At 70.6% G+C, this 20,588-nt stretch carries 18 protein-coding genes; 7 read left to right on the top strand and 11 right to left on the bottom strand.

All coding sequences use genetic code 11. The features are described from left to right. Nucleotides 1-269 precede the first annotated feature (269 nt). The 6 genes from ACFYMM_RS11680 to ACFYMM_RS11655 all read right to left on the bottom strand — a co-directional run bounded on the left by ACFYMM_RS11680 (nt 270) and on the right by ACFYMM_RS11655 (nt 4,767). Nucleotides 270-1,328 carry an aspartate-semialdehyde dehydrogenase gene (locus ACFYMM_RS11680; protein ID WP_388385652.1) on the bottom strand — a complete coding sequence of 353 codons (1,059 nt, stop codon included), beginning with the start codon at nt 1,326-1,328 and terminating at the stop codon, nt 270-272. Continuing rightward, nucleotides 1,328-2,605 carry an aspartate kinase gene (locus ACFYMM_RS11675; RefSeq protein ID WP_388385651.1) on the bottom strand — a complete coding sequence of 426 codons (1,278 nt, stop codon included), beginning with the start codon at nt 2,603-2,605 and terminating at the stop codon, nt 1,328-1,330. Before ACFYMM_RS11675 ends, ACFYMM_RS11680 begins: the two co-directional genes overlap by 1 nt. Before the next feature lie 170 nt (nt 2,606-2,775). Next, the gene (locus tag ACFYMM_RS11670; protein WP_388385650.1) at nt 2,776-3,030 is read right to left on the bottom strand and encodes a hypothetical protein; all 255 of its coding nucleotides are present in this window, start codon (nt 3,028-3,030) and stop codon (nt 2,776-2,778) included. A gap of 82 nt (nt 3,031-3,112) precedes the next feature. Further along, nucleotides 3,113-3,775: a DUF5063 domain-containing protein gene (locus ACFYMM_RS11665; RefSeq protein WP_388385649.1), complete on the bottom strand. Its 663-nt coding sequence runs from the start codon at nt 3,773-3,775 to the stop codon at nt 3,113-3,115. Then, the gene (recR, locus tag ACFYMM_RS11660; RefSeq protein ID WP_388385648.1) at nt 3,768-4,367 is read right to left on the bottom strand and encodes a recombination mediator RecR; all 600 of its coding nucleotides are present in this window, start codon (nt 4,365-4,367) and stop codon (nt 3,768-3,770) included. The genes ACFYMM_RS11665 and recR overlap by 8 nt, the downstream gene beginning before the upstream one ends. Before the next feature lie 55 nt (nt 4,368-4,422). Beyond that, entirely contained in the window at nt 4,423-4,767 is a 345-nt protein-coding gene (locus tag ACFYMM_RS11655; RefSeq protein WP_388385647.1) for a YbaB/EbfC family nucleoid-associated protein, read from the bottom strand. A gap of 227 nt (nt 4,768-4,994) precedes the next feature. Between ACFYMM_RS11655 and ACFYMM_RS11650 the strand changes: the two genes are divergently transcribed. After that, on the top strand, nt 4,995-5,747 hold the full coding sequence (locus tag ACFYMM_RS11650) for an SLATT domain-containing protein (RefSeq protein ID WP_388385646.1): 753 nt from the start codon (nt 4,995-4,997) through the stop codon (nt 5,745-5,747). A 31-nt stretch (nt 5,748-5,778) separates the two neighbouring features. Here the strand turns inward: ACFYMM_RS11650 and ACFYMM_RS11645 are convergent, their stop codons facing one another. Then, nucleotides 5,779-7,914 (bottom strand): protein kinase, encoded by a 2,136-nt coding sequence (locus ACFYMM_RS11645; protein ID WP_388385645.1) that lies wholly within the window; start codon nt 7,912-7,914, stop codon nt 5,779-5,781. Between the two features lie 145 nt (nt 7,915-8,059). Between ACFYMM_RS11645 and ACFYMM_RS11640 the strand changes: the two genes are divergently transcribed. The 4 genes from ACFYMM_RS11640 (at nt 8,060) to ACFYMM_RS11625 (ending at nt 13,464) form a co-directional block, all read left to right on the top strand. Next, complete coding sequence (locus tag ACFYMM_RS11640) at nt 8,060-9,415, top strand: aspartate aminotransferase family protein (protein WP_388385644.1); 1,356 nt, start codon at nt 8,060-8,062, stop codon at nt 9,413-9,415. A gap of 111 nt (nt 9,416-9,526) precedes the next feature. Continuing rightward, the gene (locus tag ACFYMM_RS11635) at nt 9,527-10,219 is read left to right on the top strand and encodes a GntR family transcriptional regulator (protein WP_388385643.1); all 693 of its coding nucleotides are present in this window, start codon (nt 9,527-9,529) and stop codon (nt 10,217-10,219) included. Nucleotides 10,220-10,271: 52 nt separating this feature from the next. Next, nucleotides 10,272-12,734 carry a dolichyl-phosphate beta-glucosyltransferase gene (locus ACFYMM_RS11630; RefSeq protein WP_388385642.1) on the top strand — a complete coding sequence of 821 codons (2,463 nt, stop codon included), beginning with the start codon at nt 10,272-10,274 and terminating at the stop codon, nt 12,732-12,734. Between the two features lie 79 nt (nt 12,735-12,813). Further along, nucleotides 12,814-13,464 (top strand): hypothetical protein, encoded by a 651-nt coding sequence (locus tag ACFYMM_RS11625; RefSeq protein WP_388385641.1) that lies wholly within the window; start codon nt 12,814-12,816, stop codon nt 13,462-13,464. Nucleotides 13,465-13,570: 106 nt separating this feature from the next. On the opposite strand, the gene ACFYMM_RS11620 is transcribed toward ACFYMM_RS11625, so the two are convergent. The 3 genes from ACFYMM_RS11620 to ACFYMM_RS11610 form a co-directional block, all read right to left on the bottom strand. Next, the gene (locus ACFYMM_RS11620; RefSeq protein WP_388385640.1) at nt 13,571-15,394 is read right to left on the bottom strand and encodes a bifunctional metallophosphatase/5'-nucleotidase; all 1,824 of its coding nucleotides are present in this window, start codon (nt 15,392-15,394) and stop codon (nt 13,571-13,573) included. 173 nt (nt 15,395-15,567) lie between these two features. Then, the gene (locus tag ACFYMM_RS11615) at nt 15,568-15,777 is read right to left on the bottom strand and encodes a hypothetical protein (RefSeq protein ID WP_388385639.1); all 210 of its coding nucleotides are present in this window, start codon (nt 15,775-15,777) and stop codon (nt 15,568-15,570) included. Between the two features lie 153 nt (nt 15,778-15,930). Beyond that, nucleotides 15,931-17,214, bottom strand: a complete 1,284-nt coding sequence (locus tag ACFYMM_RS11610; RefSeq protein WP_388385638.1) for an adenylosuccinate synthase — start codon at nt 17,212-17,214, stop codon at nt 15,931-15,933. 197 nt (nt 17,215-17,411) lie between these two features. Between ACFYMM_RS11610 and ACFYMM_RS11605 the strand changes: the two genes are divergently transcribed. Continuing rightward, nucleotides 17,412-18,254, top strand: a complete 843-nt coding sequence (locus ACFYMM_RS11605; RefSeq protein ID WP_388385637.1) for a diacylglycerol kinase — start codon at nt 17,412-17,414, stop codon at nt 18,252-18,254. Here ACFYMM_RS11605 and ACFYMM_RS11600 read toward each other — a convergent pair. Continuing rightward, nucleotides 18,235-18,834: a Uma2 family endonuclease gene (locus ACFYMM_RS11600; RefSeq protein ID WP_388385636.1), complete on the bottom strand. Its 600-nt coding sequence runs from the start codon at nt 18,832-18,834 to the stop codon at nt 18,235-18,237. The two genes, ACFYMM_RS11605 and ACFYMM_RS11600, sit on opposite strands and share 20 nt — an antisense overlap. 222 nt (nt 18,835-19,056) lie before the next feature. Between ACFYMM_RS11600 and ACFYMM_RS11595 the strand changes: the two genes are divergently transcribed. Further along, a complete protein-coding gene (locus ACFYMM_RS11595) occupies nt 19,057-20,568 on the top strand; it encodes an APC family permease (RefSeq protein WP_388385635.1) in 1,512 nt (503 codons plus the stop codon). Nucleotides 20,569-20,588 lie beyond the last annotated feature (20 nt).

Below are 20,588 nucleotides of genomic sequence, written 5' to 3'. Positions count from 1 at the left end.
CCGCTCTTCCCTTATGTCCCATATGAACGGGCGTCCCCACGCCCCGATCACGGCGTCCCCACGCCAGGATCACGCGCCCCCAGGCCCCCGAGGGTGACCGCAAAGACGCTCCCCGCCGTCCGCGCGGTTGCGGAGGGCGGGGAGGGAAATCTTCGGGCGCCGAGGGGGCGTGGATCAAGTGGTCGAGACCATGCTTCCGACCACATTTCTTACGGAGATCCTACAATTGGAACCGCTCCCACGGCTGTTTTTTCGGCGACCGGCGGTCCTCACGACAGCTCCGCCGCCACCAGCTCGGCGATCTGGGCCGTGTTCAGGGCGGCGCCCTTGCGCAGATTGTCGCCGCAGACGAACAGTTCGAGCGCGGTGGGATCGTCGAGCGCCCGCCGCACCCGCCCGACCCAGGTGGGGTCGGTGCCCACCACGTCGGCCGGGGTGGGGTACTCGCCGGCTTCCGGGTCGTCGAACAGCACGACCCCCGGTGCGGTGGCCAGGATCTCGCGGGCCCCGTCGACGCTGACCTCGCCCTGGAAGCGGGCGTGGACGGTGAGGGAGTGCGTGGTGACCACCGGCACCCGCACACAGGTCACGGCGACCGGCAGCTTCGGCAGCCCGAGGATCTTGCGGGACTCGTCCCGCACCTTCATCTCCTCCGACGACCAGCCGTCCTCGCGCAGCGACCCGGCCCACGGCACCACGTTGAGCGCGACCGGCTCCGGGAACGGCCCGGTGTCGTCCCCGACGGCCCGCCGTACGTCACCGGGGCTGGTCCCCAGCTCCGTGCCGGCCACCAGCGACAGCTGGGCCCGCAGCGTCTCCACACCGGCCCGCCTGGCCCCGCTCACCGCCTGGTACGACGACACCACCAGCTCGCGCAGCCCGAACTCGGCGTGCAGCGCGCCCAGCGCGACGATCATCGACAGGGTGGTGCAGTTGGGGTTGGCGATGATGCCGCGTGGCCGGCGGCGGGCGCAGTGCGCGTTGACCTCGGGCACCACCAGGGGCACCTCGGGGTCCATCCGGAAGGCGCCGGAGTTGTCGACCACGACCACACCGCGCGCGGCGGCGATCGGCGCCCACCGCTCGGAGACCTCGTCGGGTACGTCGAACATGGCGACGTCGACGCCGTCGAAGGCCTCCTCCGTGAGGGCGAGCACCTCGACCTCCGCGCCGCGCACGGCCAGCTTGCGGCCGACCGAGCGCGGGGAGGCGATCAGCCGGATCTCGCCCCAGACGTCCGCGCGCTGGGACAGGATCTGGAGCATGACCGAGCCGACGGCCCCGGTCGCACCCACGACCGCGAGCGTCGGCTTGCCGGTCGGCGCCATCAGCGGCCCGTACCCCCGTAGACCACGGCCTCGTCGCTGTCGGAGTCGAGTCCGAAGGCGGTGTGCACGGCGCGCACGGCCTCCGGCACGTCGTCGGCGCGGGTGACGACCGAGATACGGATCTCGGAGGTCGAGATCAGCTCGATGTTCACGCTCGCCCCGGACAGCGCCTCGAAGAACGCGGCCGTCACTCCGGGGTTGGTCTTCATACCGGCGCCGACCAGGGAGATCTTGCCGATCTGGTCGTCGTAGCGCAGCGAGTCGAAGCCGATGCCGGAGCGGTTGCGCTCCAGCGCGTCGATGGCCTTGCGGCCCTCGGTCTTCGGCAGGGTGAAGGAGATGTCCGTCAGGCCCGTGGACGCGGCGGACACGTTCTGCACGACCATGTCGATGTTGATCTCGGCGTCGGCGATGGTCCGGAAGATCGCGGCCGCCTCGCCCGGCTTGTCCGGCACGCCGACGACCGTGATCTTGGCCTCGGAGGTGTCGTGCGCGACACCGGAGATGATGGCCTGCTCCACCTGCTTTTCCCCTTGCTCGATCGGCTCGCTGCTGACCCACGTGCCCTGCAGTCCGCTGAAGGAGGAGCGGACGTGGATCGGGATGTTGTAGCGGCGGGCGTACTCCACGCAGCGGTGGAGCAGCACCTTCGACCCGGAGCTGGCCAGTTCGAGCATGTCCTCGAACGAGATCCAGTCGATCTTCCGGGCCTTCTTCACCACACGCGGGTCGGCGGTGAACACGCCGTCGACGTCCGTGTAGATCTCGCAGACCTCGGCGTCGAGGGCGGCGGCGAGCGCCACGGCCGTGGTGTCGGACCCACCGCGTCCCAGCGTGGTGATGTCCTTCTTGTCCTGGCTGACGCCCTGGAAGCCGGCGACGATGGCGATGTTGCCCTCGTCCAGCGCCGTCCTGATCCGCCCCGGCGTGACGTCGATGATCCGGGCTTTGTTGTGGACCGAGTCGGTGATCACGCCTGCCTGGCTGCCGGTGAACGACTGGGCCTCATGACCCAGGTTTTTGATCGCCATGGCCAGCAGGGCCATGGAGATACGCTCTCCGGCGGTCAGCAGCATGTCGAACTCACGCCCGGCAGGCATCGGAGAAACCTGCTCGGCGAGATCGATCAGCTCGTCCGTCGTGTCGCCCATCGCGGAAACCACGACAACCACCTGGTTGCCGTTCTTCTTGGCTTCCACGATCCGCTTGGCGACGCGCTTGATGCCCTCGGCATCGGCTACGGAGGAGCCTCCGTACTTCTGCACGACAAGGCCCACGTGCGCTCCTCGCTCGGTTCGTTTGTGTCGGTTCAGTCTATCGAGCGTCCGTATTCCACCGTCGCGCTCCCGCATGGTGAGACATCGGCCGCTCGGATCCGGAACCTGCCCAGCGAGGGGCACTCCACGCGAAAAGTGCCCCGGCTCACAGTGGCACGACGAATCACACGTCAGGCGGCGGCGCCGGCCTTCCTCCCCCGGCCCCGGGCCAGGCCCGCGCCGGCGCCCGCGCCGGCCCCGAGGGACACGACGCCCATGCCGACGGCGGTGATCACACCCTGCGTCCCGTCGACCACGAAGGGCGCGGCGACGGCGACGACGGCGTTTAAGAGGAACAGGAACCGCAGGACGGCGTGGAGGCGGGCAGCGACTTCATCGGTTTCCTCGTTTCGGGGCGGTGGGACTCGTTGACCTGCTGAGATCAACGATCCCGTGCCGACCCCGCGGAACGAGGGAGCGGCCTCCCCGACCCGGGGTGCAGACGGCTGCACCATGCCGCCGGTGGCCCTACTTGGCCGGCCGCACCCCGAGGGGCCCGCCGATCTCCTCCGCCATCACACGGCCCGCCTCGAACTCCAGGGTCTCGTCGCCCAGGGTGGCCTGGTCGGTGTCGAGGCCGTCCAGCTCCTCCAGGGGCTGGTTGAGGCGGACATGGGCCACCAGGGACTGGAGTGCGCGCAGGGTGGCGGAGGCGGTGCCGCCCCAGTTGGAGAAGTACGAGAACTGCCACCACCACAGGGCCTCGGTGGTGCGGCCCGCGCGGTAGTGGGCCATGCCGTGGCGCAGGTCCGCCATGACGTCGGCCAGGTCGTCGGAGATACGGGCCGGGACCGGGGCCTTGCGGGGCTCGTACGGGTCGAAGACCTCGGAGTAGACGTCGATGGGTTCCAGCAGGCGGGCGAGGTTCTCGCGCAGCTGGTCGACGTCCGGCTCGGGGCCGAGGTCGGGCTCGTAGCGCTCGTCGGGGACGATGTCCTCGTGCGCGCCGAGACGGCCGCCGGCCAGCAGGAGCTGGGAGACCTCCAGGAGGAGGAAGGGGACGGCCGAGTCGGGCTCGTCGCCCTTCGCCACCTCCGTGACGGCCACCAGGAAGCTCTCCACCTGGTCCGCGATCTGGACCGCGAAGTCGTCCGGGTTACGCGTCGAGTCGTGCAGCGTGGCGTCAGACATCTAGGAGTCGTCTCCCCTCGAAGGCGCGGCCGAGGGTCACCTCGTCCGCGTATTCCAGGTCGCCGCCCACCGGGAGGCCGCTGGCCAGGCGGGTGACCTTCAGGCCCATGGGTTTGATCATGCGGGCGAGGTACGTGGCCGTCGCCTCGCCCTCCAGGTTCGGGTCCGTGGCCAGGATCAGCTCCGTGACCGTACCGTCGGCCAACCGCGCGAGAAGTTCTCGTATACGCAGGTCGTCGGGTCCGACACCCTCGATCGGGCTGATCACTCCGCCCAGGACGTGGTACCGGCCGCGGAACTCGCGGGTGCGCTCGATGGCGACCACGTCCTTCGGCTCCTCCACCACGCAGATGACGGAGAGGTCGCGGCGCGTGTCGCGGCAGATGTTGCACAGTTCCTCCTGCGCGACGTTGCCGCACGTCGCGCAGAAGCGGACCTTCGCCTTGACCTCCATCAGGGCCTGCGCGAGGCGCCGTACGTCCGTCGGCTCCGCCTGCAGGATGTGGAAGGCGATCCGCTGGGCGCTCTTGGGACCGACGCCGGGCAGCCGTCCCAGCTCGTCGATGAGGTCCTGGACCACGCCTTCGTACAACGGACTGCCCTTCTCGGAGTCTTTCCCTACGTACCGTAGTTGGCCGCGGCCGGTCTTAGAAAGGCAGGCCCGGAATGCCGCTGCCGCCGCCCAGTCCCTGGGCCAGCGGGCCGAGCTTCTGCTGCTGGAGGTTCTGGGCGTTCTCGTTGGCCGCCTGGACCGCGGCGACGATCAGGTCGGCCAGGGTCTCGGTGTCCTCCGGGTCCACCGCCTTGGGGTCGATCTTCAGCGCGCGCAGTTCGCCGGCGCCGGTCACGGTGGCCCGCACCAGACCACCGCCCGCCTGCCCGTCCACCTCCGTGTTCGCCAGTTCCTCCTGGGCCAGGGCCAGGTCCTGCTGCATCTTCTGGGCCTGCTGGAGCAACTGCTGCATGTTGGGCTGGCCACCACCGGGGATCACGATCAGCTCCTGGTTTCCGCGATTCGGTTTTCTCCGTTGTGCACGAGCCTACGTGGTCCACGCAGCCATCGCTCCGTCACTCTTTCGAGTGAGAACCCGGTGCGGCCTATACCTGATCAAGGCCCCCCTTCCGGGCGGAAAAGTGGTGAAAGCCGGGTCTTCGCCACCCATTGGGCGGTAGGAAGGGTGCCGCGCGTGCACACATCTTGAGCAGTAGGGAGTGCCGGGTGGGTCAACCGGAGATGCGGCCCGAGGGTCCACCTCAGGACGGGCGGGGCGAGGGTGCGGCCGGGCTGCGGCCGGGCGATCTGACCGGGTGGGCTTTCCCGCTCGGGGACTGGGCCGAGCCGGCCGACCGGCTCCACGAGCTGTACCGGTGGGTGGAGCGGCGGGCACTGGAGACGGCCGCCTGGTATCTCGTGGACCGGGTGTGGAAGCGGCGGGCGGCGCGGGCGCTGCGGGCCGGGGCGGCGGCGGGAGCGGTGTGCGGGGCCGGGCTGCCGCTGCTGGATCTGACCGGGGTGACCGGCGGGGTGGCGCCCTGGGGGTATCTGGCGTTGCTGCTCTCGGTGGCCTGCGTCGGCATCGACCGGTTCTTCGGGGTCACGTCCGGATGGATAAGGGACATGGCCACCGCTCAGGCCGTGCAGCGGCGGTTGCAGGGCCTGCAGTTCGACTGGGCGTCGGAGAACGTCCGGGAGGTTCTCGGACCGGCGGAGGGGACGGCGGGCGAGGCCGCCGAGCGGTGTCTGGGGGTGCTGCGCAGGTTCTCCGAGGACGTGACGGAGCTGGTGCGCACGGAGACGGCCGACTGGATGGTGGAATTCCGGACCGGGCCGGCGCCGCTGGGCATCCAGGCGGCGGTGTCCGGGGGATCCCGTCCCGACACGTCCGGCTGTCCCGGGGGGCGGTTTCCGATGCCGCCGGTGAACGGCGCACGGCCCAACATGCCGCGCCAGCGCCCGCCCGAGCCACGGTGAACGACGCCGCTCCTTCGCGTCCCTCCCGCAGCTACTCCTTCCTATAGGTCAGGCTCTCCCCGCTGCCCTTCTTCGCCCGCTTCAGACTGCCGTCCGGGAGCAGCGTCACCTCGCTGGGATCGCCGGGCGTGCACGCCGAACTCGGTTCTCCCGAGGTCACGTCGGACGGCCCGATCTCCAACGGGCCGCCTCCGGTGGGCTGTTCGGTCAGCTTCGCCTCGAAGACGCAGTGATAGGTGCCGCCGTCGGTGGGACCGTCGGCGACCAGGGTGAGGACCGTGTCCCCCACCCCGCCCTGCCGGATGGTGAGTTCGCGGGTGTTGTGGCCGGTGGAGTTGTCGATCGACGACGTCCACGTGCCCAGGTAGCCGGCCGGGATCGCGCCGTGCGCCGAGTCCGACGTGCTCGGGGACGCGGGGTCCGAGGCCGTCCCGGTGGGCCCGGAGCCGGCCGGGGAACCGGTCCCCGAGGCGGTCGGGGAGGAGCCGACCGTGCCGCCGCCGGTGTCCTTGCCGCCGTTCTTCATCAGCGCGTACACCGAGGCGCCCGCGGCCAGCGCCACGACCAGCGCGATCACCACGAGCAGGGCCGTGGACCGCCGGTCACCGCCCGGCCCCCCGGGCCCGACCCCGACCGGCGGCGGCCCGTACGGCGGGGTGGGCGCCTGGCCACCACCGGCATACGGGTTGTACGGCTGCGGCTGCCAGGCGCCGCCGCCGGTGCCGGGCGGCTGCGGGTAGCCGTAGGCGGGCTGCTGGGGGTGCTGCTGCGGATAGCCGTACGCGGGGTGGGCCGGGGGCGCGCCCGGCGCGGGCGGCTGACCGGCGGCCATCGTGGGCAGGTGGTTCAACCGGTCCGGCGGAGCGCCACCGGACGACTCCCCCGCCTGTCCTCCCGGTCCGCCGGGCGGAGGCGGCACGGAGGCCTCGTCGGAGACGGGCGCGTGCTCGGGCGAGGCGGCGGGCGGGGGCACGGGGGCCGGTCCTCGGTCGGGCATACGGTCCTGGGCCGGGCCGGCCGTGCGGTCCTGGGCGGACGGGCCCATGCGGTCCGCCGGCGGGCGGTCGGGCATACGGTCCTGGGCGGCGCGGTCCGTCGGACGGTCCGGCGCCCGGCCGGGCATGCGGTCGGGCATGCGGTCGCCTCCGGGACCCGCGACCGGATCGGGTACGCCCCCGGACCCCGACCCCGACTCGGCCCGCTCCTCCGCCGCGCGCGGCCCCGCCCCTTCCGCCCCCTCCGCTCCTTCCGGGTCCTCCACCTCCAGCAGCCGCACCGCATGGCGCCCCAGCTGGGCCACCAGCGCCCCCGGCAGCCAGGGGTCCCGTGAGCGGCCCCCCGAAACCGTGTCCTCCGCACCCGTACGGTCCAGGATCTCGCCCAGTGAAGGACGGGCACCGGGGTCCTTCTTCAGGCAGTCGCGCACCAGGTCGGCGATGCCCTCCGGCAGACCCTCCAGGTCGGGCGGCTCCTGGGCGATGCGGAACATCAGCGCGTGCACCCCGCTGTCGGCGGAGCCGAAGGGCAGCGCGCCGGTCGCCGCGTACGCCAGCACCGAGCCCAGGCAGAAGACGTCGCACGCGGCCGTGACGCGGTCGCCCCGCACCTGCTCCGGCGCCATGAAACCCGGGGACCCCACGAGCGAGCCCGTGCGGGTGAGGCCGTCCCCGGCCGGCGTCTCCAGCGCCCGCGCGATACCGAAGTCGATGACCCTGGGCCCGTCGATGGTGATCAGCACGTTGGACGGCTTGAGGTCGCGGTGGACGATCCCGGCGGCGTGGATGTCCTCCAGCGCGTGCGCCAGCCCGGCCGCCAGGATCCGTACCGACCGCTCGGGCAGCGCCCCGTGGTCGTGCCCGACGACCTGCTGGAGGCTGGGCCCGGCGACGTACCCGGTGGCCACCCACGGCACGGCGGCCTCGGTGTCCGCGTCCAGGACCGGGGCCGTCCAGTAGCCCCCGACCCGCCGCGCGGCCCGCACCTCCTGCCGGAACCGGGCCCGGAACTCCTCCTCGGCGGCGAGTTCCTCCCGCACCAGCTTCACCGCGACGGTACGGCCCCGGTCCGACCGCGCGAGGTACACCTGGCCCATCCCGCCCGCGCCCAGCCGCGCGAGCAGCCGGTACGCCCCGATGCGCGGTGGATCCCCCTGCCCCAGTTTCTCCATGGCTGCCCCGCCTTCCCCCCGTAGGTGTGCAACAGACCGAGAATAGTGGCGTGGCGGACCGTCGACACCCTGTCGCAAAAACCCCCCGTCCACGGAACAGGACGCCGATACCGCTTCCGCATCGCGGACATTTACGCTCACCCGCATGACCCCTCAGCCCAACCCTCAGGCGGGCGCCGCCGTGAAGGCCGCGGACCGCGCGCACGTGTTCCACTCCTGGTCCGCGCAGGACCTCATCGACCCGCTCGCCGTCGCCGGCGCCGAGGGGTCGTACTTCTGGGACTACGACGGCAAGCGGTACCTGGACTTCACCAGCGGGCTCGTCTTCACCAACATCGGTTACCAGCACCCGAAGGTCGTCGCGGCGATCCAGGAGCAGGCCGCGAAGATGACGACCTTCGCACCCGCGTTCGCCGTCGAGGCGCGCTCGGAGGCGGCCCGGCTGATCGCCGAACGGACGCCGGGCGACCTGGACAAGATCTTCTTCACCAACGGCGGTGCCGACGCCGTCGAGCACGCTGTGCGCATGGCCCGGCTGCACACGGGCCGGCCGAAGGTGCTGTCCGCGTACCGCTCGTACCACGGCGGCACCCAGCAGGCGATCAACATCACCGGCGACCCGCGCCGCTGGGCCTCCGACGGCGCCGCCGCCGGTGTCGTGCACTTCTGGGCGCCCTACCCGTACCGCTCCCGCTTCTACGCCGAGACCGAGGAGCAGGAGTGCGCGCGGGCCCTCGAGCACCTGGAGACGACCATCGCCTTCGAGGGGCCGGGGACGATCGCCGCGATCATCCTGGAGACCATCCCGGGCACGGCCGGGATCATGGTCCCGCCGCCCGGCTACCTGGCCGGTGTGCGCGAGCTGTGCGACAAGTACGGGATCGTCTTCGTGCTGGACGAGGTCATGGCCGGCTTCGGGCGCACCGGTGAGTGGTTCGCGGCCGACCTGTTCGGTGTCGTACCGGACCTGATGACCTTCGCCAAGGGCGTGAACAGCGGTTATGTGCCGCTGGGCGGCGTGGCCGTCTCCGGTGAGATCGCCGAGACCTTCGGGAAGCGGCCGTACCCGGGAGGGCTGACGTATTCCGGCCATCCACTGGCCTGTGCCGCCGCCGTGGCCACGATCGGCGTGATGGCGCAGGAGGGTGTCGTCGACAACGCCAGGAAGCTGGGCGCCGACGTCGTGGAGCCGGCGCTGCGGGCGCTGGCCGAGCGGCACCCGAGCGTCGGCGAGGTGCGCGGCGTGGGCATGTTCTGGGCCCTGGAGCTGGTGAAGAACAAGGAGACCAGGGAGCCGCTGGTGCCGTACAACGCGGTCGGCGAGGCGAACGCCCCCATGGCCGCGTTCGCGGCGGCCGCCAAGAAGCAGGGGCTGTGGCCGTTCGTCAACATGAACCGGACCCATGTCGTCCCGCCGTGCAACGTGAGCGAGGCCGAGCTGAAGGAGGGTCTGGCGGCCCTCGACACCGCGCTGACCGTGGCCGACGAGCACACGGAGTAATTCGGCGCGAGATTCGGGGGCGGAACCCGAACGCGTAAGGTGGCGTGCTCGTAGACATAGGCGAGTACGTGCGAGTACGTCACCCATACGCGTGAGGAGAGAGTCCCGACGATGCCCGGCAACGGCGCCGTGACCCGCAGCACCCTGCGCCAGCAGATCGCGGACGCGCTTCGCGACGAGGTGCTGGCCGGGCGGCTCCAGCCGGGCCGCGAGTTCACCGTCAAGGAGATCGCCGAGCAGTACGGGGTGTCGGCCACGCCGGTCCGCGAGGCGCTGGTCGACCTGTCCGCGCAGGGCATCCTCGACGCCGACCAGCACCGCGGCTTCCGGGTCCCCGAGTACTCGCTCGCCGACTACCGGGACATGATCGAGGCACGCAGCCTGGTCACCGACGGCATGTTCCAGGCCCTCAACGCGGGCCACCGCGCCTTCCGGGACCCGCACGACGCGCGCACGGCGGCGGCCCTCGCCACGGTCCGCCGACGCGGCGAGGAGGCCCGGCGCGCCGCCACGGCCGGGGACCTCACCATACTGATCGGTTACGACCTGCGTTTCTGGCGCGAGCTGGGCGTCCTGTTCGGCAACCCCTACCTCGGCGACTTCCTGCACCGGCTGCGGGTGCAGTCCTGGGTCTGCGCGGTCCAGCACCTGCGCCGCCTGACCGATCTGCGCGGCCACCTCTGGAACGACCACACGGCGCTGGTCGACGCCCTGACCAGGCGCGACGCTCCCGCCGCCCACGCGGTCGTGGCCGCCTACAACGCGCACTCGCTCGCGCTGATCGAGCGACTGGCCACCGGATGATCGAGCGACTGGCCACCGGATGAAGGCGATGGCGGACGGGGGGCGGAACACGATGACCGACGGGGACGGCCGGAACGGGACGACGGACGAGGTCCGGGCGGCGGAGGTGCCGGATCTCTCCGTCGTCATCCCCGCCTACAACGAGGAGCGGCGGCTCGGCCCCACCCTGGAGGCGATCACCGGCTATCTCACGGAGAACCAGGGACGCTGGGGCGAGTGGGAGGTGGTCGTCGCCGACGACGGCTCCGAGGACGGCACCCGTGAGGTCGTCACCGGCTTGGAGCATCCACGGGTCCGCCTGGTCGCCGCCCCGCGCAACCTCGGCAAGGGCCACGCCCTGCGCCTGGGGGTCGCCGCCGCCGGGGGCCGCCGGGTGCTGGTCACCGACGCCGACCTGGCCACGCCGATCGAGGAGCTGGAGCAGCTCGACAAGGCGCTCAGCGAGGGGAACACGGCCGCCATCGGCTCGCGCTCGGTACCGGGCGCCGACATAGCCGTCCGGCAGCACCGGCTGCGCGAACTGCTCGGCCGGGCCGGAAACTTCCTCATACGACGGGTCGCCGTGCCCGGTATCCGGGACACCCAGTGCGGCTTCAAGCTCTTCGAGGGCGACCGCGCCCGCGAGGCCTTCGGCGCCGCCCGGCTGAACGGCTGGGGCATCGACGTGGAGGTGCTGCGGCACTTCCACCGCCTGGGCCTGCCCGTCGCCGAGGTCCCGGTCCGCTGGAGCCACCAGCCCGGCTCCAAGGTCGGCCCGCTGGACTACGCCCGTGTGCTCACCGACCTCGCCCGGCTGCGCGCCCGCGCGCTGCGCCCCGCCGACCTCCTGGTCGCCGTCCTCTTCGTGGTCCTGTCGGTGGCCCTGTACTCGGGCCGCTTCTTCGACCCGAACCACCGCTATCTGCCCGACTCCCTCCAGGACCAGAACCAGTGGGAGTGGTTCTTCGCCGTCACCGCCGACAACGTCGCCCATCTGCGCGACCCGCTCTTCACCGACCTGCAGGGCTTCCCCGACGGCGTGAACCTGATGGCCAACACGGTGATGCTGGGCCTGACCGTGCCCCTCGCGCCGCTGACCTGGCTCGCGGGACCGGCGGTGTCGCTGAGCGTCTGCATGGCGCTGGGCCTGGCGGCCACCGCCGGCGCCTGGTACTGGCTGATCGTGAAACGGGTCGTACGGCAACGGGCCGCGGCCTTCGTCGGGGCGCTGCTGGCAGCCTTCGCCCCGCCGATGGTCAGCCACGCCAACGCGCACCCGAACTTCGTCATCCTCTTCATGATCCCGCTGATCATCGACCGGGCCCTGCGCCTGTGCACGGGCGCCCGGGTCCGCCGGGACGGGATCGTGCTCGGCCTGATGGCGACGTACCAGATCCTCCTCGGCGAGGAACCGCTGCTGCTGGCCGCGCTCGGCATGACGCTCTTCGCCGCCGCCTACAGCCTGGTGCGCCGGGATGTGGCGAAGGCGGCCTGGCGCCCGCTGGCGAAGGGCCTGCTGCTGGCCGGGGCGGTCTGTCTGCCCCTCGTCGCCTATCCGCTGTACTTCCAGTTCACGGGCCCGCAGAGCTACCACAGCGTGCTGCACGGCGACAACGCCGGCAACAGCCCCCTGTCCCTGCTCGCCTTCGCCGAACGCTCCCTGATCGCGGGCAACGCCGACACCGCGAACGCCCTCTCCCTCAACCCCACCGAGCAGAACGCGTTCTACGGCTGGCCGCTGGTCGCCGTGGCCTTCGCCATCGTCGTACGGCTGTGGGAGAACACCCTGGTCAAGGCGCTCGCCTGTACGGCGGTGGGGGCGGCGCTGCTCTCCCTGGGCTCCAGGTTCCGCCTCCCGCTCTCACAGACGGTCTACCCCGGCCCCTGGGCGCTGCTCGCCCACCAGCCGTTGTTCGAGTCGGTCATCGAGGGCCGGGTGGCGATGATCTGCGCCCCCGCGCTCGGCATGCTCATCGCCCTCGCGCTGGACCGGCTGGCGGCCACCCGGAACCTGGGCACCCAGTACATCGGGCTGCTGGGCGTGACCCTCGCGCTGCTGCCGCTGGTACCGGCGCCGCTGAAGTCGACGGAGCGGGTCCCGGTGCCGGCGTTCTTCACCGACGGGACCTGGAAGTCGTACGTCCGGCCCGGCGAGTCGCTGGTGCCGGTGCCGCTGCCGGACTCCGGCGCGGCCGAGGCGCTGCACTGGCAGACGGCGGCCGGCCTCGGCTTCCGGATCCCCGGCGGCTACTTCAACGGTCCGTACGGCGAGGAGCGTGCCGGGATCTACGGCGCCTCCCCGCGCTACACCTCCGACCTGCTGCGGGACGTCCGCTACACCGGCTCCCTCCCGGTGATCGGGAAGAACTGGCGGGCGCAGGCCAGGCTGGACCTCGCCTACTGGAAGGCGGGGGTGCTGGTGGTCGTCCCGCAGCCCAACGACGGCGCCCTGCGCACGGCGGTGACGCAGCTGACCGGGCGGCCGGGCAAGTGGACCGACGGGGTGTGGGTATGGGACCTGCACGGGAGGAGCTGAGCGACGCCGTACCGACTACTCTTCCCTGACCACCGTGCCACGCGCGCGCGTGCTGGCGTGCTGATGCGAGGAGCCTTCTTTGGCCTGTGACCTCTGGCTGGTACCACTCGTCGACGTGTTGTGCCACACCCCCGACAACCCGTTCGCCGAGGAACTCGCGCAATACAACAAGGCGCTGGCCGAGGCCGGTCTTCCGCCGGTGCCGGTGTACCAGTACATGCCGGGCCTGTCGGGTGACGTGGCGCCGGTGGCCGGTTTCGACTACGACGCGCTGCACTTCCTGCGCCGCGCGTATCTGCTGCAGGTGTGCGGTCTGCCGGTGACGCCGGTGGACGAGCTGGGCGGCGACTACGAACAGCTCCTGGAGATGTTCGAGTCGACGGCCCAGCAGTCGCATCTGGTGTGGCACTACGACCACGCGGGGGCGTACGTCCCGGTCGACTTCCCCCACCCGCTGTCGAACGACGATCTGCTGGCGGGCGGCGGCCCGCTCGGCTCCTCGCAGAGCCTGCTGCGGGAGCTGGAGCTGGTGGCGCCGACGATCGGCATCGACCCGGCGAACCCCCCGGCGCCGCCTCAGCCGCCGTCGGCCCCCACGGAGTTGGAGGAGCCGGCCGTTCCGGCGCCTTACGATCCCAGCCCCTTCGCCCGGGAACGCCATGTGTGGCTGGGCCTGCACGCGGCGGCGACGCGGAGTCTGGCGCAGGGGTCGATGATCGTGTTCAGCTGAGCCGTCCGCGGCGCCCGGCCCGGCCGCCGGGACACCGCGGACGGCTGGGACCCCGGGACAGGTCTGAGCGGACCTGTCCCAGCGCGTCTGTCCCGGCGGGACCGGCTCAGAACACCGGCGTCCCGTCCTGCGTCAGCTTCCAGTTGGTGACCGCGAAGTCGGCCGGGTCGAGCGACTTCTTCGCGGTCACGTAGTCGATCATCAGCTGGCGGATCTCGTTGGTCGAGCTGTAGGCGATCGGCGCGGCGGCGATGTGCGGGTAGCCCGAGCCGCCGTTGGCGCGGTAGTTGTTGACGGCGACCACGAAGACCTGGTCGTCGGCGACGGCGGCCCCGTTGTAGGTGAGGTTCTTGATCCTCGACCCCTCCGGCTGCGCGATGTCGATGTCGTACGAGACGCCCGACGCCGTGTCGTACATGTAGTCCCAGAAGTTGTTGGCGTTGGTGAGCGTCGCGGTGTCCACCTTGGTGCCCGCCGGCACCTGGTGGTAGTACTTCGCCGCGTACTCCAGGTAGTCCTTGAGCTGGGCGCCCGTCAGCTTCTTGCCGTAGAGGGTGTTGTCGTAGATGTAGAGGCCGGCGATGTCCTTGATGGTGACGCTGCCCTGCGGGATGTCCGCCGTGCGGCTGAAGGGCGCGGCCACCGAGATCAGCGGGAGCGCGGCGTCCGCCGCCGAGAGGCCCGCCTTCACCGTGTCGGCCTGCACCTTGTGGATGAAGTCCATGATCGGCACGTCCTTCCAGCAGGAGTCGGCGGCCGAGAGGTCCTCGGTGCAGGTGCCGACCGCCGTGTTGACGTACTTCACGACCAGTTCGTGGTCCGCCTGGAGGAGCTTCTTGATCTCCGGGTCCTCGTCCACCGTGTTGGGGTTGAGGGTCTGGGCCTTCTTGCTCGTCACCTTCCACTGGCCGTGGTGCAGTTCGAGTTCGAAGTCGAAGACGCTGAGGCGGTAGCCCCAGCAGTACGGCTCGGAGAGCAGGACGTCCTCGCCGGTCTCCGCGTTCTTCACCGTGTAGGACGGGACCTCGACGTGGGTGTGGCCGACCAGGATCGCGTCGATGCCCGGCACCTGCTCGGCGACGAGGTTCGACGCGTTCTCCACATAGGGGAGTTCGTCGCCGTAGGACGAGGAGCCGTCCAGGCCGGAGTGGTCGGTCAGGAAGACGACGTCACAGCCGAGGGCGCGCAGCCGCGGCACGTACTTCTTGGCCTGCTCGACGAGCCCCGGGAAGACCATCTTCCCGCTGACGTTGTCCTTGTCCCACAACGCGATACCGGGGTTGGTGAGGCCGAGGATGCCGACCTTGATGTCCGGGGCGCCGGGCACGCAGATGCGCTTGACGGTGTACGGGTGGAAGGCGGGCCGCAGGGTCTTGGCGTCCAGGGCGTTGGCGCCGAGCAGCGGGAAGTGACACTGCCGCTCGAACTTCCTCAGCACCTCGATGCCGTAGTTGAACTCGTGGTTGCCGAGGGCGGCGGCGTCGTAGCGCATGTGGTTCATGGCGACGGCCATCGGGTGTCTCGGGCCCTTCTTGCCGCCGGTTCCCGTGATCGGGTCGACGCGGGCGAAGTAGTAGGCGAGCGAGGTGCCCTGGATGATGTCGCCGGCGTCGACGAGCAGCACGCGCTCCTCGCCCTTGGCCTCGCGCTGCTGCTTGATGAGGGTGGCGACCCGCGCGACGCCCACGGAGTTGCCGGCCTTGTCGGTGTAGGCGGCGTCCTTGTAGTAGTCCCAGTCGAAGACGTGGCTGTGCAGGTCGGTGGTGCCGAGGATGGAGAACGACCAGGTGCGGGGCGTCTTCTGGGGCCGGTGCGAGGCGTCGGCCGCCTCCGCGGTGCCGCCGGTGACCGCTCCCGCGGCGGCGACGGCGGCACCGGTGACGGCCGACTTCTTCACGAACTCCCGGCGGTTCATGGGACTGAAGGGCATTCGAGGCTCCTGGAAAGGGTGGAGTTGACGCGAGCGGATGAACGGACCGTGCGGGGGCTACCCGCGTAGATCGTGCTCGTGCCCACTCTGCGCCGAAAACCAGGAAAAGACCATGTCCAGGTCAAGGATGGGTCAGCGGACCGCCCGGGAGAACAGTGGGAGAACAGCCGGGGTCACAGGCGGCCGACGAGCCGGATCTCCGGCGGCCACAGCACCCCGCTCGCCATCAGCAGGGACGGCCCCAGATGTATGGGGCACACCCTGAGCGGAGGCATGCCGTAGCGGGCCACCTCGAAGACGGCGGGATCGGAGCAGTCCGTACCGCCGCCGGGCCCTTCACCGCCGTACGGTCCCCGGCACCGCACGTTCCGGGGGACGCTCATACGTCCATTGTCCACCGGACACGGACACGGGGGCGGGGGCGGCCACGGGCTTGGGCACGGCCACGGCCACGGCCACGGCGAAGGACGGTCCGCCGGTCGCGCCCGGGAGCGGGCCGGCGGACTGTCCGGGCGGGCGGCGGCTGCCGCCCGCGGCTACAGGAACGAGTTGATCTCGATCGTCTCGTCCCGGCCCGGGCCCACGCCGATCGCGGAGATCGGGGCGCCGGACATCTCCTCCAGCGCCTTGACGTAATCCTGGGCGTTCTTCGGCAGATCGGAGAACGACTTCGCCTTGGTGATGTCCTCGGACCAGCCCGGCAGGGTCTCGTAGACCGGCTTCGCGTGGTGGAAGTCGGACTGTGAGTACGGGAGTTCCTCGACGCGCCGGCCGTCGATCTCGTACGCCACGCAGACCGGGATCTCCTCCCAGCCGGTCAGCACGTCGAGCTTGGTGAGGAAGAAGTCGGTCAGGCCGTTCACCCGGGTCGCGTAGCGGGCGATCACCGCGTCGAACCAGCCGCAGCGCCGGTCACGGCCCGTGGTCACGCCCCGCTCACCGCCGATGCGGCGCAGCGCCTGCCCGTCCTCGTCGAAGAGTTCGGTGGGGAAGGGCCCCGCGCCGACCCGGGTGGTGTACGCCTTCAGGATGCCGATGACCCGGCTGATCTTCGTCGGGCCGACGCCGGCGCCGGTGCAGGCACCGCCCGCCGTCGGGTTCGAGGAGGTGACGAAGGGGTACGTGCCGTGGTCGATGTCCAGCAGCGTGCCCTGGCCGCCCTCGAACAGGACGACCTTGTCGTCCTCCAGGGCCTGGTTGAGCACCAGGACCGTGTCGGCGACGAACGGCGCCAGCTTGTCGGCGTAGCCCAGCAGTTCCTCGACCACCTGGTCGACGGCGATGGCGCGCCGGTTGTAGAGCTTGGTGAGGATCTGGTTCTTGACGTCGAGGGCCGCCTCGACCTTCTGGGTCAGGATCGACTCGTCGTAGAGGTCCTGGACCCGGATGCCGACGCGGTTGATCTTGTCCGCGTACGTCGGTCCGATCCCGCGCCCGGTCGTACCGATCTTCCGCTTCCCGAGGAAGCGTTCCGTCACCTTGTCCACGGTGACGTTGTACGGCGTGATGATGTGCGCGTTACCGCTGAGCAGGAGCTTCGACGTGTCGACGCCTCGCTCGTTCAGACCGCTCAGCTCGGAGAGCAGGACCGACGGGTCGACGACGACGCCGTTTCCGATGACCGGCGTACAGCCGGGAGAGAGGATTCCGGAAGGGAGAAGGTGGAGTGCGTACTTCTGGTCACCGACCACCACCGTGTGGCCGGCGTTGTTGCCGCCCTGGTAGCGGACGACATAATCCACCGAGCCACCGAGCAGGTCGGTGGCCTTCCCCTTGCCTTCGTCACCCCACTGAGCACCGAGCAGCACAAGTGCGGGCACGCGCGTACACCCCTTCCGGGCGGGGCATGTCCAAGGTCAGGGGCGTGGGCGTAAGGTTCACCGCCGCGTGCCACCGCGACCGTCGTTGGCCGCACAACCGTCGGACCGGATGCCCCGGAATAGACGAAGCCCCTGGCGCAATAGCGCAAGGGGCTCTTGCACAAAGATGCTACCCGAGGAAGCGAGGCAGGACCGAGGTGGCGACTTTCGCGACGTCCGATCAGCTGCTGGTGATCATCGATCCGACGGCACGGCAGGCGGACGGGGAGTCCGTACGGATCGCGAAAGACGTGCTCAGCGCGGGTGCGGCGGCGAAACTGTGTCTGCCGGACGACGACGAGGAATTCGCCCGCGCGCTGCGTCGGCGGGGCTCGCGCCGGCCGGTGGTGATCGGCGACGACCGGGCGCTGGTCCGTGCCGTGACCCTGCTGCACCGGCAGCGGGAGCTTTCCGGATGCGCGCTGTCGGTGGTCCCGGTCGGTGACAGCGCCCTGGCGCGGTCCCTCGGCGTGCCCGGCGGGGCGGTGGCGGCGGCGCGGGCCGTGCTGGACGGGGCGGAGCGGCGTCTGGACCTGCTGGTCGACGACAGCGACGGGGTGGTGCTGGGGACGCTGGGGATTCCGCCGGCGTCGGCGCGGGAGGCTACCGTCGAGCCGCTGGGCGCCCCTGCGGGACACCCCTGGCTGCGTACGACGTACCGCTCCCTGGTCCGCACCCTGTCCCCCCGCCCGGCCCCTGCGGTGAGCGGCCCGGGCCCTTCCCGGCTGCGGGTGCAGGTCGACGGGGAGACGGTCGTGGACCTGGACCAGCCCGTGGAGACGGTGTCGGTGACGCCCGGGGGCCTCGGGGTGGCGGAGGTCGAGGTACGGCCCCTGTCGGTGGGCGCGGCGGCGGCACCGCTGCGCGCCTCCGGCCGCGCGGTGACGGTCACCGGCGCGGACTTCCGCTACCGGGCGGACGCGGTGGTGTCGGGACCGGTACGGAGGCGGACCTGGCGGGTGGTGGAGGGGGCCTGGGGGCTCACGTTGCCTTCAGCGTGAAGCCGGTGGTGTCCAGGATGCAGCCGAAAGGGTCGGGGATTTCCATCTTCTCGCCGAAGGACCTGCTCAGGCGTGCCTGATAGCCACGGTCCGAGGGCAGCCAGAAGACGGTGGTCCGTTCCTCCTGCATGTCGAGGAGCAAATAGACCGGGACACCCGACCTTCCGTACATCTGGGCCTTGTCCGCCAGGTCGACGTCCCTGGTCGAGTGGGAGGTCAGCTCGCCCACCAGGGAGAGGCCCTCCCCGTCCAGGCGAATGCTGTCCGTTTCGTATGTCCGTGCGTGCGCGGCATGGATGTCCGGCCCATAGGCGCGCTCGACGCCCGGGAAGACGAACAGGTCGGGGCTCCGCTCGATGATGTGGCCCTCGGGAAGGTGCGGCTCCAACTGGGCGCACACCGACCTCATGACGCGGGTGTAGTACCCCTTCGACAACGGCGACAAGATGATGTTCCGATTGATGATCTCGGCCTTGTAGCCGGCGGGCACCTTCAACTCGTCGAGGACGTCCAGCATCTCGTCGAAGCCCTCGCGGGGCTTGGGATCGCTCATCACCGGTCGCTCTGCCATCAACGTCATGATGCGCCCTCCCTCCTCCGCCGACCAGCCGGCACGTAGCGTAGCCGATCACACACGGAACGGTATCAAAATCTGCAAATCAGAGACTCCAATGGTCTGGTGACAAATATTTAACCGCCCCGACCCCTTCCCCGACCCCTCCCGCGTCCACCATCCTGCTCCATCAGGACCCACGCAGGACCCACGCAGGACCCACGGACAGGACACGGAAGGGGCCACCCGATGGCAGTGGACGAGGGCGTCGCCCCGGCGGCGGACACAGGCGACGAGGGAACGGTTCACCGGCTGAAACCCAATGCGGTCGGCCTACTGGGCGTGGTCTTCATGGCCGTCGCCACCGCCGCCCCGATCACCGCCATGACCGGGAACGTGCCCTTCATGGTGTCGTCCGGCAACGGGATCGGCGCCCCCGCCAGCTACCTCGTCGCAATGGTCGTGCTGGCAATCTTTTCCGTTGGTTTCACATCGATGGCGAAGCACATCACCTCCACCGGCGCCTTCTACGGCTTCATCTCCTACGGCCTGGGCCGAACCGCCGGACTCGCCTCCGGCCTCCTCGCGACCTTCGCGTACGTCGTGTTCGAACCGGCCCTCATCGGCATCTTCTCGACCTTCGCGACGACCACGCTGAAGGACCAGACGGGGCTCCACGTGCCCTGGTGGGCCTTCGCCTTCCTGATGCTCGCCGTCAACGCCTCCGGCACCTGGTTCGGCGTCAGCGTCGCCGAGAAGCTGCTCGTCGTCCTGCTCGGCACCGAGGTGACCGTCCTCGCCGCGATGGCGGTCTCGGTCGCCCTGCACGGCGGCGGCCCGCACGGCTTCACCTTCGCACCGGTCGACCCGGTCAACGCCTTCAAGGGCACGTCCGCCGGACTCGGCCTCTTCTTCGCCTTCTGGTCATGGGTCGGCTTCGAGTCGACGGCGATGTACGGCGAGGAGTCCCGCGACCCGAAGAAGATCATCCCCAAGGCGACGATGATCAGCGTCCTCGGTGTCGGCGTCTTCTACGTCTTCGTCTCCTGGATGGCCATCACCGGCAACGGCGAGGCGGAGGCGGTGAAGGCGGCCTCGTCCGCCAACCCGCTGGCGCTGTTCTTCAACCCGACCGAGCGCTACGTCGGCCACTGGGCCGTCGACGTCATGCAGTGGCTGATGATCACCGGCTCGCTGGCCTGCGGCATGGCCTTCCACAACTGCGCCGCCCGCTACATGTACGCCCTGGGCCGCGAGGGCGTGCTCCCCTCCCTGAAGAACACCGTCGGCCGCACCCACGCCCGGCACGGCTCCCCGCACATCGCCGGCCTGGTGCAGACGGTGGTGAGCGCCGTGCTGATCGGGGCGTTCTGGATCGCGGGCAAGGACCCGTACAACGCCCTCTACGTCCTGCTGGCCATCCTCGGCACCATGGCGATCCTGGTCGTGCAGGCCGTCTGCTCCTTCGCGGTGCTGGTGTACTTCCGCTCCCACCACCCCGAGAGCCGCCACTGGTTCCGGACCTTCACCGCACCGCTCATCGGCGGCGTCGCGATGCTCGCCGTGGTAGTGCTGCTGGTGTCGAACATGGGCGTCGCGGCCGGCACGGAGTCCGGCTCGCTGGTGCTGAAGGCGACCCCCTGGCTGGTCGCCCTGGTCGCGGCCACCGGCGTCGGGTACGCGCAGTACCTCAAACGGCGCTCCCCCCAGCGCTACGCGCTGCTCGGACGGACCGTCCTCGAGGAGACGAAGGAACGTTAGCGGCGCAGGGGCCGGGGGCC

This window comes from Streptomyces sp. NPDC006739, assembly GCF_042869815.1.
Taxonomy (GTDB): domain Bacteria; phylum Actinomycetota; class Actinomycetes; order Streptomycetales; family Streptomycetaceae; genus Streptomyces.
This window is presented reverse-complemented; position numbering and strand designations above follow the sequence as displayed.